We start from the raw sequence: 14,602 nt of genomic DNA, 5'->3' as shown, positions 1-14,602 counted from the left end.
TCACGGGCGCGCACCAACCCCTGGCAACTGAACCCACCTGGCTGGAAGTTGCGGCTCCGAGGTCGGTTACCGTGTGCCACGGCAGGCGGATGACGGCGTATGAGGGGCTGGGCATCATGAACGAACGGTCGGCGGGCGGCATGGTCCCCATCAACTCCTCGGTGGCACATCCCGCGCGCGTCTACAACGCCTGGCTGGGCGGCAAGGACAACTACCCGGCCGACCAGGAGGCCGCCGAGCTGGCCGCCTCCGCCAATCCGGAGATCATCCCCGCGGTCCGGGCCAACCGCGCCTTCCTGGGCCGGGCGGTGCGCGAGCTGGCCGGGACGGGTATCCGGCAGTTCCTCGACATCGGAACCGGCATCCCCGCCGCGGACAACACCCACGAAGTGGCGCAGCGGGTCGATCCCGGCGCCCGGGTGGTGTACGTCGACAACGACCCGATCGTGCTGGCCCACGCCCGCGCCCTCCTCGTCAGTACTCCCGACGGGGCGACGGACTATCTGAGCGCGGATCTGCGCGACGTGGACCGCATCCTCACCGCGGCCCGCGACACACTCGACCTGTCGCAGCCCGTGGGCCTCATGCTGGTGGCGATCCTGCAGTACATCCCGAACGCCGACGATCCGTACGCCATCACCGGCCGTCTCCTCGACGCGCTCGCCCCCGGCAGCCACCTCGTCCTCTCCCACCCCGCCTCCGACGTCGGAGCCGACGAGGTCGCCGAGTCGATGCGCGTCTACAACGAACGCGCCGCCGAGCACGCGGCCGCGACGCCCCGCTCGCACGCCGACGTCACCCGCTTCTTCGACGGTACGAAGCTGCTGGATCCCGGAGTCGTCCAGTTCCCCCGATGGCGTCCCGGCCCGGACGACGTACCGCCCGTCGGCTCGCTGCCCATGTGGTGCGGGGTCGGACACAAGCTGTAACGCTCCGGTCAGGACAGGAGCGACCGGACCTCGTTCGCCAGTACACGGCCGGTGTCGACCTCCGGGGAGACCAGCCGGGTGCGGGTGAGGGCGAAGGAGAGGCTCCGCTCGCGGTCGGCGAAGGCGATACTGCCGCCGCTTCCGTGGTGACCGAAGGACGTCGTCTCCCCCGCCATTTCGGGCAGGCCGAGGAAGTAGCCGAGCCCCTTGGTGGACCTGCCGAGGAACGTCCTGTCCTTGCCGTCGACGGCCACGGCGGAGGCGAGCCGCATCCGCTCCGGGGTGAGCAGCCGTACGCCGTCGACCTCGCCGAGGAGCGCCGCGTACATGCGCGCCGCCGCCCGCGCGGTGGTGGTACCGCCGGCGGGCAGGTCGGCGAGCAAATAGTCGCGGCGGTTGGCCAGTTCGGCGGTGGTCCACACACTGCGGTTCGGCGCGACGAGCCGGACGAAGGGCACGGAAAGCGGCAGGCTCTCCAGGTACGCAGCCCAGTCGCCCTCCACCAGCGGTGCCGTACGCGCCAGTTCACTCTCCGGCAGCCCGAAGAAGAGCTCGTCGGCGACGCCGAGGGGCTCCGCGACGTACGTACGCAGTGCCTCCGCCGGAGTCAGCCCGGTGATCCGGCGCACGGTCTCACCGAGGATCCAGCCGAAGGTCCAGCCGTGGTAGCCGCTGGCGGTACCCGGCTCCCACAGGGGTTCCTGCGCCGCGACGATCGCGCACATCGTGTCCCAGTCGCACAGCTCGGCCGGGGTGATGGCGGCGGGCAGCTGCGGTACGCCCGTCGCGTGGGTCAGGGCGTGCCGTACGGTGGCGCGGTCCTTGCCCTGGGCCCCGAACTCGGGCCAGTAGTGGGCGATCGGGGTGTCGTAGTCGATCAGCCCGCGGTCGGCGAGGATGTGCACGAGGGTCGTGGTGAAGCCCTTGCCGAGCGAGAAGCTGTGGATCAGCGTGTCGGGTGCGACGGCACTGCCCGGGGAGGCGTCGCCCGCGCACGCGTCGACGATCAGCTCCCCGTGCAGATGGACCGCCACCTGGAGACCGTTCTCCTGCCCCGACTCCACGAGCCGTTCGAGGACGGCGCCGACCCGCGCCCGCAGCCGTGCACCCACGCCGTCATGACTCACCTGGGCATCATGGCATCGGTCTCCGGCTCCGTACGGGATACCTCGGAGGACGCACGGGGCGTACCGGGGATGCGCCCGGCGCGCCGACCCGGCACGAGGAGTGCCGCCAGGGCCGCGGCGAGGCAGAGCAGGGCGAGCAGGGTGAAGCCGTGGGTGTATCCGGAGGCGTACGGCAGGCCCGAGGGCTGGAGGTGGCCGGTGACCAGGACACTGGTGACCGCCGCTCCGATGGAGCCGCCGATGGTGCGGATGTTGGCGTTCATGCCGGTCGCGGCGCCGGTCTGTTCGGGCGGGACGCTGCCGACGATCAGGTTGGCCATCGAGGCGAAGGCCAGTCCGATGCCGAGGCCGAAGACACCCGCCGCGAAGGCGACCTGCCATTGCTCGTCGTGCCAGAGGGCGAGGAAGCCGCAGGCCACGGCGCCGAGTGCGGCACCCGCCGTGAGCAGCTTCTTGGCGCCGAGTACGGGTTCGAGGCGACCGCTCAGCACGCCCGAGCAGAACATCGCGATCAGCATCGGCAGCATGAGCAGTCCGGCCGCGGTGACGCTCGAACCGAAGCCGTAACCCGCGGAGCTCGGGGTCTGCACGAAGCCGGGGAGGAAGGACCAGATCGAGTACATGCCCGCGCCGAACAGCAGGGCGGCGGCGTTGGTGGTCCACACGGCGGGCAGCCGCATGATGCGCAGGTCGATCAGCGGGGAACGGGAGCGCGCCTCGGCCAGCAGCCACAGCGCGAAGAGCAGTACGGCGGCGGTGAACAGCCCGATCACCCGGCCCGACCCCCAGCCCCACCGGCTCGCCTGGCTGAGCGGGAGCAGCAGGGCCACCAGCCAGCCGGAGAGCAGTACGGCGCCGAGCCAGTTGACGCGTCCCTCGGCCCGGCTGGGCGACTCGGGCACGTAGCGCAGGGCGATCAGCGTCGTGACGGCGACGATGCCGACGGGGAGCCAGAACAGCCAGCGGTAGTCGAGCGCGGTCACGATGGGACCGGCGGCCACCATGCCGACGCCGCCACCCGCGGCGATCACGGCGGACAGGTTGCTGATGCTGGGGCCGACCTCGGCCGGGGCGAACTCGTCGCGGATGATGCCGAAGGACAGCGGGAACAGCGCACCGCCGATGCCCTGGACGACCCGGGCGAGGATCAGCACGCCGATGGTCGGGGCGAGCGCGGCGAGCAGACAGCCGATCGTCACGGTCACCAGGACGGCGACGAGGGTGCGTTTCTTGCCGATCAGGTCGCCGACGCGGCCGAGTATCGGGGTGAAGACCGAGGCGGACAGCAGGTACGCCGTCATCACCCAGGTCGCGGTGGACTGCGAGGTGTGCAGAGCGTGCTGAACCGTCGGCAGGGCCGGCGCGATCAGCGACTGGAGCATGGAGAACACGCCCGCACCGGTCGCGAGGACCGCGAAGGTGAGACGGGTGGACTTCCGGGGCATGAAAAGGGCCTCTCCGAGCAGAGCAGAAGAGAAAAGACGAGAGCTGGATCGCCGCGAGGCAGCGTCGGTCACGCCGCCGACCGCAGAGGGCGGTCGCGGCGGGGATGGGACAGGTACGGGGGACGGGCGGTGCGGAAGGCGCAGGGCCCGGTACGGGTCGAAGCGGGGGCCGGCGCGTCGGCGATGCGTGCGGCCGCACGCATCCACGCGGAGGACACCCCTACTGGTAAAGTGGAGGTACGCCTCCACTGTAGCGGAGGCCTACCTCCGCTTCAACCTCGTACCGGCCCCGGGAGGCAGCAGTGACGGCTCAGCCGTTCCCCGTCAGCGAGATCGTCGCGGCCCGGCGCCCGCACCGGAAGGACGCCGCGCGCAACTACGACGCCCTGATCGCAGCCGCGCGCGAGGCGTTCGCGGAGAACGGCGCCGAGGCCTCCCTCGAGGACATCGCCCGCCGCGCGGGCGTCGGGATCGGCACCCTCTACCGGAACTTCCCGACCCGCCGCCACCTCTTCGAGAGCGTCTACGCGGACGAGGTGGACGACCTCTGCCAGGTCGCCCAGGATGTCGCCGTACTGGAGCCCTGGGAGGCGCTGGCCTCGTGGCTGCGCCGGTTCGTGGACTACACGGTGACCAAGCGGGCCATCCGCGAGGCGCTCAACAACGAGTCGGAGATCTTCCTCGCCTGCCGCGACTCGATGTACGCGGCGGGCGGGCCGCTGTTCGAGCGGGCGCAGCAGGCCGGCGAGGCGCGAGCCGACATCGCCTTCGACGACCTCCTGCGGATGGTCTCCGGGATCACCTCGACGACCTTCCTCGACGACGCCCAGCGCGACCGCGTCCTCGCCGTCGCCCTCGACGGCGTCCGCACCGCACGCTGACGAGGGAACTTCCCGACGGGCGCCGCACCGGGCGCGAACCCCAACTGGCTAGACTGCGCACCCTCGTACACGTGATCGCACCACGTGCGAGCGCATGCGCTTCCGAAGGGTTTCGACGCTTGATAGCCATCGAAGATGTCAGCAAGCGATACGCCGACGGCACTGTGGCCGTCGATCGCCTGTCACTCCAGATACCGAACCACTCCATCACCGTGCTCGTCGGGCCTTCGGGATGCGGCAAGACCACCACGCTGCGCATGATCAACCGCATGGTCGAGCCGAGCAGCGGCACGATCCGGGTAAACGGCGAGGACGTCCAGCGCCAGCCGGTCAACGCCCTTCGCCAGTCCATGGGTTACGTCATCCAGAACGCCGGGCTCTTCCAGCACCGCAACATCCTCGACAACATCGCCACGGTGCCGCGGCTGCTCGGCTGGACCAAGCAGCGCGCCCGGGCCCGTGCCGCCGAACTCATGGAACGGGTCGGCCTCGACAAGGACATGGCCCGCCGCTACCCCTACCAGCTCTCCGGGGGCCAGCAGCAGCGTGTCGGCGTCGCCCGCGCACTGGCCGCGGACCCGCCGGTGCTTCTGATGGACGAGCCGTTCTCCGCGGTCGACCCGGTCGTGCGCCGGGGCCTGCAGGAGGAGTTGCTGCGCATTCAGGGCGAGTTGGGCAAGGCGATCGTGTTCGTCACCCACGACATGGACGAGGCCATCAGGATCGGCGACCGCGTCGCGGTGCTGCGCACCGGCGGCAAGCTCGCCCAGTTCGCCACGCCGGACGAGCTGTTGTCGTCGCCGGCCGACTCCTTCGTCGAGGAGTTCCTGGGCGCCGACCGGGGCATCCGCGGTCTGTCGTTCCTGTCCACCCGCGACCTCCCCCTCGACCGCTCCCGGGTCCTCCCCGTCGGCACCGACTGGGAGGAGACCGCCGGGCGCATCGGCGCGGAAGCCCCGGTCCTGGTCACCGACGCCGACGGCAAGCCGCTTGGCTGGGCCGACCTCGCGGAGTGGCGCGGTGACGTCAAGACGCTTGAGCCGTACGGCCAGAGCTTCGAGATCGGCCGGGACTCGCTGCGCGTGGCCCTGGACCGGGCGGTGCTGTCGCCCACCGGCCAGGCGGTCGCCGTGGACGGCGCGGGGAAGGTGCTGGGCCTCGCCGGGCAGGAGAAGATCGCCGCGGCGATCCGGGCGGCCAGGCAGCAGCGGGCGGCGGAATCGGCGGAGCTTCCGTCGCAGGTGAAGGCCGATCGATGAACGGCTTCTTCGACATCCCGAGCGACCTCCAGAGCAGCTATCTCGGTCTGATCTCCACGCATATGCAGGAGGCGCTGATCCCGGTGCTAGTCGGTCTCCTGCTGGCGTTGCCGATCGGCCTGCTGTGCCTCCGCTTCAACTGGATCTATCCGCCGGTCCTCTGGCTCACCACGGTGCTGTACGCGATCCCCTCGATCGCCTTCTTCGTGGTGCTCATCGACTACACGGGACTGAGCAAGACGACCGTGATGATCCCGCTGTGCCTCTACAGCCTGGTGATTCTGGTCCCGGCGGTCGTCGACGGCGTCCGCTCTGTGCCCGAGGAGACGAACGCCGCCGCCGCGGCGATGGGCATCGGACCCGTGCGCCGCTACCTCCAGGTCCAACTCCCCATCGCCGTACCGGCGATCATGGCGGGACTGCGCGTGGCCACCGCGTCGAGCATCAGCCTGGTCAGCGTCGGCTCGCTGATCGGCAACGAGGGTGCGCTCGGCAATCTGCTGACCACGGCGATGCTCTACCACCGCCCCGTGCTCGCGGTGAACTCGGTGGTCACCACCGCCGTCCTCGCGGTGCTGGTCGACGCCGTACTCGTCCTGCTGCGGCGCGTGCTCACCCCCTGGCAGCCGCCCTCGGGCCGCAAGGCCGCACGCCGTTCGCCGTCCAAGACCGCGGGCGCCGCCCGCACCCCGGAGAGCGTCTCGTGAACGTACTCAACTTCATGCAGTCCTTCTTCAGCGACGGGTCCCACTGGCACGGCTACGACGGGATCCCGCAGCGTGTGTGGGAACACGTCCAGTACACCGCCGGGGCACTCGCGATCGCCGCGGCCATCGGCCTGCCCATCGGGCTCGTCACCGGACACACCGGCCGCGGTGGCAACACGCTGGCGTTCGTGGCCTCGGGGGCCCGGGCGCTGCCGACGTTCGGGCTGCTTGTGCTGATGTTCGTGTGGCTGGGCCTCGGCATCGTGCCCGTGATGATCCCGCTCGTGGTGCTGGCGATCCCCCCGATCCTCATCACCACGTACGAGGCGATCCGCACCCTGGACCCCTCCCCCGTCGACGCCGCCCGCGGCATGGGCATGTCGGAGGGGAAGATCCTTTTCCAGGTCGAGGTGCCGGCGGCGCTGCCGCTGATCCTCAGCGGTCTGCGCTCGGCGACGATCCAGATCGTGTCGACGGCCACGATCGCTGCCTATGTGGCCCTGGGCGGAGTCGGCCGGTACATCCTGGACGGCCTGTACCAGCGCAACTTCGAGAAGACGGCCGGCGGGGCGGCTCTCATAGCCATCCTGGCGCTGCTCGTCCTCGTGCTGTTCTGGGTCGTGGCCCGGGTGGCGGTGTCCCCGGGGGTGCGCAGGCGCCGTACGGCCTGACGGAAGCAAGGAAGGGGGCGACGGGCCGTGCCCGTCGCCCCCTTCCCGCTCTGTTCTACTTCTGCGCGGTGGCCAGGGCGTGTTCGAGGACGACGAGGAGCGCGTCGCGCACCGATCCGCGTTCGCGGGCGTCGAACACGGTGAGCGGCACGTGCTCGCCGACGTCGAGGGCCCACCGTACGTCGTTCAGGTCGTGCTCGACCTTGCCGTCGAAGGCGTTGATGGCCACCGCGAAGGGGATCTCGCGGTGCTCAAAGTAGTCGACGGCCGCGTAGCAGTCGTCGAGCCGCCGGGTGTCGACGATGACGAGGCCGCCAAGGGCGCCCTCCATCAGGTCGTCCCACATGAACCCGAAGCGCTCCTGGCCGGGGGTCCCGAACAGATAGAGCTTCAGGGTCGGGTCGAGGGTGACGCAGCCGAAGTCCATGGCGACGGTGGTCGTCACCTTCTGCGGCGTGTGGGAGAGGTCGTCGACGCCCGCGGCGACCGAGGTGATGGACGCCTCGGTGGTCAGCGGCTCGATTTCGGAAATGGCGCCCACCGTCGTGGTCTTGCCCACGCCGAAGCCGCCCGCGATGACCATCTTCACCGGCATCGGCGGCCGGGGACCCTCGGATTCAGCGCTCACGGATCGCGCCCCGGGAGTCGGGGATAGCTCGGAGACCATCGATAACCCTTCGCAATACGGTGGCGTCGCGGGCGGAGTCGGCCTGCGGTGCGTACAAGGCCAGTTGACCGTCGGCGCGCAGATCGTCGGCGAGCACCCTGATCACATTCAAGTGCATCCGCAGCTTCGCGGCGATCTCCGCCAGGGACTGCGGCTGGCGGCAGACCGCGATGATGTCGCGGTGCTGGTCGAAGACGAAGGCGTCAAGGGCGGCAAGACCCAAGTCCGTTGCCACCACCTGGGTCTCGATCGGGATCGGCGGTACGAGACTGTCGCCGCCCGCGATCCGGCCCGCGGTCAGCAGGAAGGGCCGGACGACCGACGCGGGGGGCTCCGTGCCCCACGCGGTGTCGTCGTCGCCTGATGGCTCGCCGGCCGTCGTCACGTCCCTGTCCCTTCGCCTCGCGGGTGGTCATGGACCGGCGCCGCCCTTGTCGACCGTCAACCGGTCGGTGCGATGCCCACGGTGTTCTTGAGTTCCATGACCAGCTGGGGGCTCAGGACGGCACCCGCGCGGTTGGCGAACAGCGTCATCTCGTACGCGATGTTGCCGAGCTTCGCCTCCTTGGAGGCGACCACGCCGAGCACCGCGCCCGCGCCGAGCGCCGACACCAGGACATGTCCCTCCTCCAGGTCGATGATGACCTTGTTCAGGCCACCGAGCCCGTAGTTTCCGGACGCTCCCATGGCGAGGCTGGTGATGCCGGAGACGATCGCGGCGAGCCTCTCCGAGTCCGCCTGGCCGCGCAGTTGGGACACCGCGAGCAGCAGGCCGTCGGAGGAGACGCCGATGACGTCGACGACCCCGGCGGTCTCGGTGGCGAATCGATTGAGCAGCCAATTGAAGTCGGCAGCGGCGGCCTTGACGTCCGTCACCGGTTCCGCGGCTCCGGATTCCGGCTTGCCTGTCAAATTGGTCACTTGCTCGTGCCTTCCGGGAATGAGGATCTGCTGTTCGGAGTGGTCTGCTCGGTCGGTGCTCCGGGGCGGGTCACGCCGGGGCTCGTGTCCTCGGCCTCGCACTCGCTCTGGGCCCGCAGGACCGCGGCCTCGAACTCGTCGAGCTCGGAGCGGGTGGCCTCCGGGTCGGCGGGCTGCCAGGCGGGCGGCCGCGGAGTGGGCATGGGCTGCTTGGGCAGGCGGGTCGACGCGGTGCTCGACGACAGGGTCGCACCGCGCACCCGGCGCCGCAGCGAACCGGTGGCCTCGGCGGGTTCCGACGGGGCCGTCCTGCCGCGCCGCCGGCTGAGTCCGTTCGTGGGGTGGGCCAGGGCGTCCTCGCCACCGGTTCCCGTCGCGGGTTCCTGTCTGCGCCCGTGACCGGGGGCTTCCTCGCCCCGCGACCGTGAGGGAACCCTGCGGGGCAGGGCCGAGGCGCCCGGCGCCGGCTCGACCGTCGAGGGGCGCGGCTCGGGCGGGCCGGAGCGGCGGGCGGGCGGCATGATGTGCGGGGCCCGCGCCGCGGCTCCCGTCGGGTCGGCGAGCAGCAGATGCGAGGAGGGGACCGCGACGGTGGCGGTGACGCCGCCGCCCGGGGTGCGGGACAGGACGACCTCGATGCCCCAGCGCCGGGACAGACCGCCGACCACGAAGAGGCCGAGGACCTCGGTGGGCGCCAGGTCGAGCCGCTCGCGGCGGATCAGGCGGGCGTTCTCCTCGGCCAGCCGCTCGGTGTTCATCCCGAGCCCGTGGTCGATGATCTCGACGAGGGCGCCGCCGGCGGAGTCGTGCCGGGGGCGCAGGACCACTTCGACGCTGCTGGACGCCGGGGAGAACATCACCGCGTTCTCCAGCAGTTCGGCGAGCATCAGCGTCAGATCGCCAACGATGTCAGGGGCGACCGTGACATCGCCTTCGGCGTGCGGGGTGACGCGCTGGTAGCCCTCGATCTGGCCGAGCGCGGCGCGGACGATGTTGCTGAGCCGCATGGGGCCGGTGTTGAGGCCGCCCTCACGGATTCCGGCGAGCAGCATCAGGCTGTCGGCGTTGCGCTGGAGGCGTACGGCGATGTGGTCGATGCGGTAGAGCCGGTCCAGTACCTCGGGGTCGGTCTCGCCGCGCTCCACCGAGTCGATCAGCGCGAGTTGGCGTGCCGTCAGGTTGCTGACGCGACGGCCGACGTTGCCGAACATCTCGGCGATGTTGCGGCGGCTGACGACCTGGCGCTCCAGCAGGGCGGTCGCGGTGACCTGGACCTGGTTGAAGGCTTCGGCGAGTTCACCGATCTCGTCGCGGACCGGCACGGGTACGGCTTCGAGGCGTGGCGGGCTCGCGTCCTCGGCGTCGTCGTCCGCGACCCGGGCGAGCTCGTGCTCCGCCGCCGCGGCCACATGCTGGGCCGCCGAGGTGAGGCTCTGCACGGTCCGCATCACCGACCGGCGCATCAGCACCGAGAACAGGAACCAGGCCACGAAGGCGAGCAGGTTGCCGACGACCAGCCAGACCACCAGCCACCAGGCGCTGTTCGAGGCGTCCTGGGTCTCGGCGGCGATCTCGCCGATCAGCGACTCGGTGATCTTCAGCCGGTTCTGCGCCTGGCGCTCGTAGGTGGGGTCTGCGCTCAGCGCGTCGTCGAGGACGTTGCCCAGCTGCTGGGCGTTCTCGGCGACCAGGGCGCCGGGGTCGACCTGGAGCTCGGCGTAGTGCTGGGCGATGACGCTCTGGTACGGGCTGTGTTCGATCCCGGCGAGATCGCTGCCCTGTTCCTGGGTGGCGAACCGGGTGAACCGCTCGGCCTGGTAGGTGTACTGGTCGTAGTCACCGACGGCGCCGGTGTACTCGATCAGCGCGTTGGAGTTCCGGGTCCGGGCCGCGAAGACACTGGTCTCGAAGGAGGCGTGGGCGGTGTCGGCGCGCAGCAGCGCGTCGAGCAGATTGCCCGCGGACGACGTGGACTCGCTGGGCGACTGGCCGAGCCCGAGGCCGTTGATCAGTCCCTCGATGACCGATCCGTACGCCGGGTCGATGTTGTCGGCGGGAATGGGCCCCGACTCGACGGTCTGCCGGAGGCTGTCCAGGCCCTCCAGTTCCTTGAGCGCCTGCGCCTCGGCCTCGGGCAGCCGGTCGCCGAAGGCCGAACGGACGGCATCCGCCTGGGTGTTGACGTTCTGCTGGGCGTCGAGGTAGGAGGAGGTCTCGGGCGGGCCCTCGTCGGAGGTGGCGGCCTCGTAGCGCAGCGAGACGAGGAGCGCCTGCCGGTGCTCGGCCTGCACGCTGTCGATGAGCTTGGTCACCTCCGCGCTGTCCCGCACGAGTTGGGCGGTGTCAGCGGCGGACAGGGCCCGGTCGACCTGCATGTAGACGACGTACGAGAGCATCACCGAGACGACCGTGAGCGGCACGATCACCAGGACGTTGAGCTTCCGGCGGAAGGGCCAACGGTCAAGGAGGGTCGGAGTCCGGCCTGTTCGGGGGGCCGCGGACGGCTCTCCCAGGACGGCTTTCCTGTGCGCGGGCACCAAACCTCCTTGACTTCACTCCATGGAAGCCCGCTGCCCGGGCTTGGTGGGTTCACGATCGCGACAGCGCGCTCAGGCCGGCAAGTGGAACAAGGCCCTCGACTCCGCCAACATTAGCGGCTGCCGGAAGTGTTCGGCCATGATCAACCAAACTCTGACATGCGGATACGTCCCGTTCGCAGGCATTCCGGCCACATTGCGCCCACTGAATGGAGCCGCGTGGTCTCCAAAGGTGATCCAGTGGTGATCCTGTGGTGATGAAGTGGTCTCCGTCGGTGATCTATTCGTGTCTTGACGGTCCGTAAGCGGGCTCGATTGGATCGTCTGGACCATCGCAACGCCGCGCCCGTCGGGCCGCCGCTCCGCCCCATGCCAAGTCTGGATGACCAAAGTGACCTTCGCCAGAAGCACCAGAACGTCCGCAACGTACGCTGTTTCCCTGCTGGTTGCGGCCGCTGCCGCCCTGACGGGCTGCGGCTCCTCCGACTCCGGCAGCGACGACCCCTTGCAGGACGACGCCGCCGCCGGCGGGACGGTCGTGGTCGGTTCCAACAACTTCCCCGAGAGCATCCTGCTCGCCGACATCTACGGCGAGGCCCTCAAGTCCAAGGACATCAAGGTCAGTTACAAGCTGAACATCGGCAGCCGTGAGACCACGTACGGACTGATCAAGAACGGCACGATCACGGTCATGCCGGAATACAACGGCGCCCTGCTGTCCTATCTGAATGCCGACGCGGTCCCGACCTCGGTCGAGGACACCAACAAGTCCATAACCGCCGAACTCGATCCCAAGCTCACCCTGTTGGAGCCGTCCACAGCCGAGGACAAGGACGCGGTCGCCATCAACGAGGCGACGGCCAAGAAGTACAGCCTCACCAGTGAGTCGACGATCGCCGACCTCGCCGACGTGGCCTCCGACCTGGTCATCGGCGGTTCGCCCGAGTTCCAGACGCGCCAGCAGGGGCTGTTGGGCCTCAAGTCCGAGTACGGCCTTGAATTCAAGTCCTTCAAGGCGCTGGACGCGGGCGGTCCGCTGACGGTCGCGGCTCTCAAGGGAAACAACATCCAGGCCGCGGACCTTTTCACGACGGACCCCACCATCACCGCCAATAAGTTCGTCGTCCTCAAGGACCCGAAGAACCTCTTCAGTTTCCAGAACGTGACTCCGCTGGCGTACAAGAGCGATCTCCCTGCCGAGGGCGTCACCGTGCTCAATGCCATTTCGGCGAAGCTCGACACCGAAACCCTGATCGAGCTCAACAGCCAGGTCCAGGCCGACAACAAGGACCCGCTGGACGTCGCCAAGGAGTGGCTCGCCTCCGCCGGACTGTCCTGACCCACCGCATGACGGCCGGGGCGGACATCGGCGAACAGCCGCTCCGGCCGACGTCCTGAGACGCGCAGGCGACCTAGAACGCAGGGCTGAGGAGTACGTCCAGGATGCTCAACGGCCGTGACCTCGACGCGGACGCCGTCAGCCGGATCGCCGGGGGCACGATGGCTCCCGCCGTGCATCCGGCGGCGCTGGAGGCGATGGAGCACACCCGGTGCGCCGCACGGAAGCTGACGGCGGACGGCGCCCGGGTGTACGGGCGCAGCACCGGAGTCGGGGCGCACCGCACCGCCGTCGTCGAAGAGCACGACGGAGACGGCCACGATCTGCGGCTGCTGCGCAGCCACGCGGGCGGCGTGGGCGAGCCCCTGCCCGCGCGCCAGGTCCGCGCCATGATGGCGGTCCGGATCAACCAGCTGCTCGCCGGCGGCTCGGGCCTGCGCCCGGAGATCGCCGAGGCCATCGCGGCCGCGCTGCGAGCGGGAGTACATCCTCCGGTCACCGAGTACGGGGCGGTGGGCACCGGGGACCTGACGGCGCTGGCCCAGTTGGGCCTTGCGCTGTTCGGGCAGGGCGCCTGGGAAGGCTCCACGGCGGACGCCGGGAAGCCGGTTCCACAGGCTCTGCGGATCGAACGCGGCGACGCGCTGGCCCTGTTGAGCAGCAGCGCCCTCACCCTGGGCCAGTCCGCGCTCGTCAGCCACGACCTGGGCGGGCTGCTGCGCGCCGCGCATGTGGTGGCCGCGCTGGCGCTGTTCGCGATAGACGGCTCCCTGGAGCCGTACGCGCCCGAGGTCCACCGGGCCCACCCGCATCCGGCCATCGGGCGCTCCGCGGCACACGTACGACGGCTGCTCGGCGTTCCCGGGCGACGGCCGGCCGGAGTGCCGGAGCAGCCCCTGCCGCCGTCCGCGCGGGTGCAGGACCCCTTCGGCTTCCGGTGCTTCCCCCAGGCGCACGGCCCGGCGACGGAGGCATGGGCGGGACTGGAGCGCGTGCTGTCCATCGACCTCAACTCCGCCACCGAGAACCCGCTGATCGGCTGGGACGAGGTCACGGGCGCCCCGGTCGCCCACCATCACGGCGGTTTCTTCGCCGCGCCGCTCACTCTGGCCCTCGACCAGCTGTGCCTGGCCACGCTCGGCACGGCACGGCTGTCCGCCGCCCGGCTGTCCGGCCTCTGCCGCCCCGAACTGACCGGACTGCGCTCCTTCCTGGCCGACGAGGCATCGGCGGGTTCGGGCGTGATGATCCTGGAGTACAGCGCGTCGGCCGCGCTCGCCGAGGTCCAGGCGTGTGCCACCCCGGCCGCCCTCGGACATGTGGTGCTGGCGCACGGGCTGGAGGAGGCGGCGAGCTTCGCCACCCAGGCGGCCCGCAAGGCGCTGCGGCTGACCGAGGCGTACCGGCTGGTGCTGGGCTGCGAACTCGTCGCCGCGGTACGGGCGTTGCGCCAGCGGGGTACCGCGCCGGACCCGGCGGTCCCGGCGGGCCTGGCCTACGCCCGGGCGGCAGCGGTCCTGGACCCCGCCATGGCCGACCGCCCGCTCACGGACGACGTGGCGGCCGCCGCGGGTCTCCTCAATGACCTGGCCAAGACTTAGCCAAACTGTATGCAATGTGAATTGTATGCAGTATGCTGGCGCTTCCAATGGCCCCGGCTCGGAGGAGACATGGAAGATCTGGATCCCGAGGTGGTGCTGGGAATGGCTGCCCAGGCACCCGACGGCATAGTGATCATCGACCGCGAAGGACTGATCCGCTATTGGAACCGGGGTGCGGAGCGCATCTTCGGGTTCTCGGCGGGCGAGGTCGCCGGTCGCAGCCTGGACATCATCATCCCCGAGAAGCACCGGCAGCGTCACTGGGACGGCTTCGTGACGGCCATGGAGCAAGGGACCAGCAGGTACGGGGAAGCGGACCTCCTGTCGGTTCCCGCGCTCGGGGCGGACGGCCGCAAGCTCTCCATCGAGTTCAGCGTGGTGCTGCTGGCCGATCCCGACGGCGGCGCGGCCCACTGCGGTGCGGTCATCCGGGATGTCACCGCGCGCCGGGCCCGGGAGAAGGAGCGGATGCGGCGCAACGAGGCCGCCGCGGCCCAGACCACAGCCTGAGAAACGCC

At 70.2% G+C, this 14,602-nt stretch carries 14 protein-coding genes; 8 read left to right on the top strand and 6 right to left on the bottom strand.

From position 1 onward, the window contains the following. Positions 1–116 precede the first annotated feature (116 nt). Positions 117–929, top strand: coding sequence for an SAM-dependent methyltransferase (locus OG219_RS39685; protein ID WP_266834976.1), 813 nt, complete (start codon positions 117–119; stop codon positions 927–929). A gap of 8 nt (positions 930–937) precedes the next feature. On the opposite strand, the gene OG219_RS39680 is transcribed toward OG219_RS39685, so the two are convergent. Together OG219_RS39680 and OG219_RS39675 are read right to left on the bottom strand one after the other, a co-directional pair. Beyond that, positions 938–2,056 carry a serine hydrolase domain-containing protein gene (locus OG219_RS39680; protein ID WP_266834974.1) on the bottom strand — a complete coding sequence of 373 codons (1,119 nt, stop codon included), beginning with the start codon at positions 2,054–2,056 and terminating at the stop codon, positions 938–940. Beyond that, complete coding sequence (locus OG219_RS39675) at positions 2,053–3,501, bottom strand: MFS transporter (protein ID WP_266834972.1); 1,449 nt, start codon at positions 3,499–3,501, stop codon at positions 2,053–2,055. Before OG219_RS39675 ends, OG219_RS39680 begins: the two co-directional genes overlap by 4 nt. Positions 3,502–3,803: 302 nt before the next feature. On the opposite strand from OG219_RS39675, the gene OG219_RS39670 reads away from it, so the two are divergent. The 4 genes from OG219_RS39670 (at position 3,804) to OG219_RS39655 (ending at position 7,019) form a co-directional block, all read left to right on the top strand. Beyond that, positions 3,804–4,382 carry a TetR/AcrR family transcriptional regulator gene (locus tag OG219_RS39670; protein WP_266834970.1) on the top strand — a complete coding sequence of 193 codons (579 nt, stop codon included), beginning with the start codon at positions 3,804–3,806 and terminating at the stop codon, positions 4,380–4,382. Between the two features lie 119 nt (positions 4,383–4,501). Continuing rightward, a complete protein-coding gene (locus OG219_RS39665) occupies positions 4,502–5,641 on the top strand; it encodes an ABC transporter ATP-binding protein (RefSeq protein ID WP_266834968.1) in 1,140 nt (379 codons plus the stop codon). Next, positions 5,638–6,348 (top strand): ABC transporter permease, encoded by a 711-nt coding sequence (locus OG219_RS39660; protein ID WP_266834966.1) that lies wholly within the window; start codon positions 5,638–5,640, stop codon positions 6,346–6,348. Before OG219_RS39665 ends, OG219_RS39660 begins: the two co-directional genes overlap by 4 nt. After that, the gene (locus OG219_RS39655) at positions 6,345–7,019 is read left to right on the top strand and encodes an ABC transporter permease (RefSeq protein WP_266834964.1); all 675 of its coding nucleotides are present in this window, start codon (positions 6,345–6,347) and stop codon (positions 7,017–7,019) included. The genes OG219_RS39660 and OG219_RS39655 overlap by 4 nt, the downstream gene beginning before the upstream one ends. Before the next feature lie 55 nt (positions 7,020–7,074). Here OG219_RS39655 and OG219_RS39650 read toward each other — a convergent pair whose 3' ends face one another. Genes OG219_RS39650 through OG219_RS39635 form a run of 4 tightly spaced genes read right to left on the bottom strand, consistent with a single transcriptional unit; the run spans position 7,075 to position 11,144 of the window. After that, the gene (locus OG219_RS39650; protein WP_266834962.1) at positions 7,075–7,686 is read right to left on the bottom strand and encodes an ATP/GTP-binding protein; all 612 of its coding nucleotides are present in this window, start codon (positions 7,684–7,686) and stop codon (positions 7,075–7,077) included. Next, positions 7,637–8,071, bottom strand: coding sequence for a DUF742 domain-containing protein (locus OG219_RS39645; protein ID WP_266834960.1), 435 nt, complete (start codon positions 8,069–8,071; stop codon positions 7,637–7,639). The genes OG219_RS39650 and OG219_RS39645 overlap by 50 nt, the downstream gene beginning before the upstream one ends. 56 nt (positions 8,072–8,127) lie before the next feature. After that, positions 8,128–8,607: a roadblock/LC7 domain-containing protein gene (locus OG219_RS39640; RefSeq protein WP_266473148.1), complete on the bottom strand. Its 480-nt coding sequence runs from the start codon at positions 8,605–8,607 to the stop codon at positions 8,128–8,130. Then, entirely contained in the window at positions 8,604–11,144 is a 2,541-nt protein-coding gene (locus OG219_RS39635) for an ATP-binding protein (RefSeq protein ID WP_266834958.1), read from the bottom strand. The genes OG219_RS39640 and OG219_RS39635 overlap by 4 nt, the downstream gene beginning before the upstream one ends. A 382-nt stretch (positions 11,145–11,526) precedes the next feature. On the opposite strand from OG219_RS39635, the gene OG219_RS39630 reads away from it, so the two are divergent. From OG219_RS39630 to OG219_RS39620, 3 genes are all read left to right on the top strand, one after another. Then, positions 11,527–12,483, top strand: a complete 957-nt coding sequence (locus OG219_RS39630) for an ABC transporter substrate-binding protein (protein ID WP_266834956.1) — start codon at positions 11,527–11,529, stop codon at positions 12,481–12,483. 104 nt (positions 12,484–12,587) lie between these two features. Then, the gene (locus OG219_RS39625) at positions 12,588–14,084 is read left to right on the top strand and encodes an aromatic amino acid lyase (RefSeq protein ID WP_266834954.1); all 1,497 of its coding nucleotides are present in this window, start codon (positions 12,588–12,590) and stop codon (positions 14,082–14,084) included. A gap of 69 nt (positions 14,085–14,153) precedes the next feature. After that, on the top strand, positions 14,154–14,594 hold the full coding sequence (locus OG219_RS39620; protein ID WP_266834952.1) for a PAS domain-containing protein: 441 nt from the start codon (positions 14,154–14,156) through the stop codon (positions 14,592–14,594). Positions 14,595–14,602: the final 8 nt, after the last annotated feature.

The organism is Streptomyces sp. NBC_00038 (assembly GCF_026343635.1).
Classification (GTDB): domain Bacteria; phylum Actinomycetota; class Actinomycetes; order Streptomycetales; family Streptomycetaceae; genus Streptomyces.
Note: the sequence above shows the minus strand (reverse complement) of the source record. Positions and strands in the feature narration are given on the sequence as shown.

What these genes read in the sequence shown, in the direction of transcription:
- OG219_RS39660 (WP_266834966.1), top strand. Translation starts at nt 5,638, where the DNA reads ATGAACGGCTTCTTCGACATCCCGAGCGACCTCCAGAGCAGCTATCTC.
- OG219_RS39625 (WP_266834954.1), top strand. Translation starts at nt 12,588, where the DNA reads ATGCTCAACGGCCGTGACCTCGACGCGGACGCCGTCAGCCGGATCGCC.
- OG219_RS39630 (WP_266834956.1), top strand. Translation starts at nt 11,527, where the DNA reads ATGACCAAAGTGACCTTCGCCAGAAGCACCAGAACGTCCGCAACGTAC.
- OG219_RS39685 (WP_266834976.1), top strand. Translation starts at nt 117, where the DNA reads ATGAACGAACGGTCGGCGGGCGGCATGGTCCCCATCAACTCCTCGGTG.
- OG219_RS39675 (WP_266834972.1), bottom strand. Translation starts at nt 3,501, where the DNA reads ATGCCCCGGAAGTCCACCCGTCTCACCTTCGCGGTCCTCGCGACCGGT.
- OG219_RS39650 (WP_266834962.1), bottom strand. Translation starts at nt 7,686, where the DNA reads ATGGTCTCCGAGCTATCCCCGACTCCCGGGGCGCGATCCGTGAGCGCT.
- OG219_RS39620 (WP_266834952.1), top strand. Translation starts at nt 14,154, where the DNA reads ATGGAAGATCTGGATCCCGAGGTGGTGCTGGGAATGGCTGCCCAGGCA.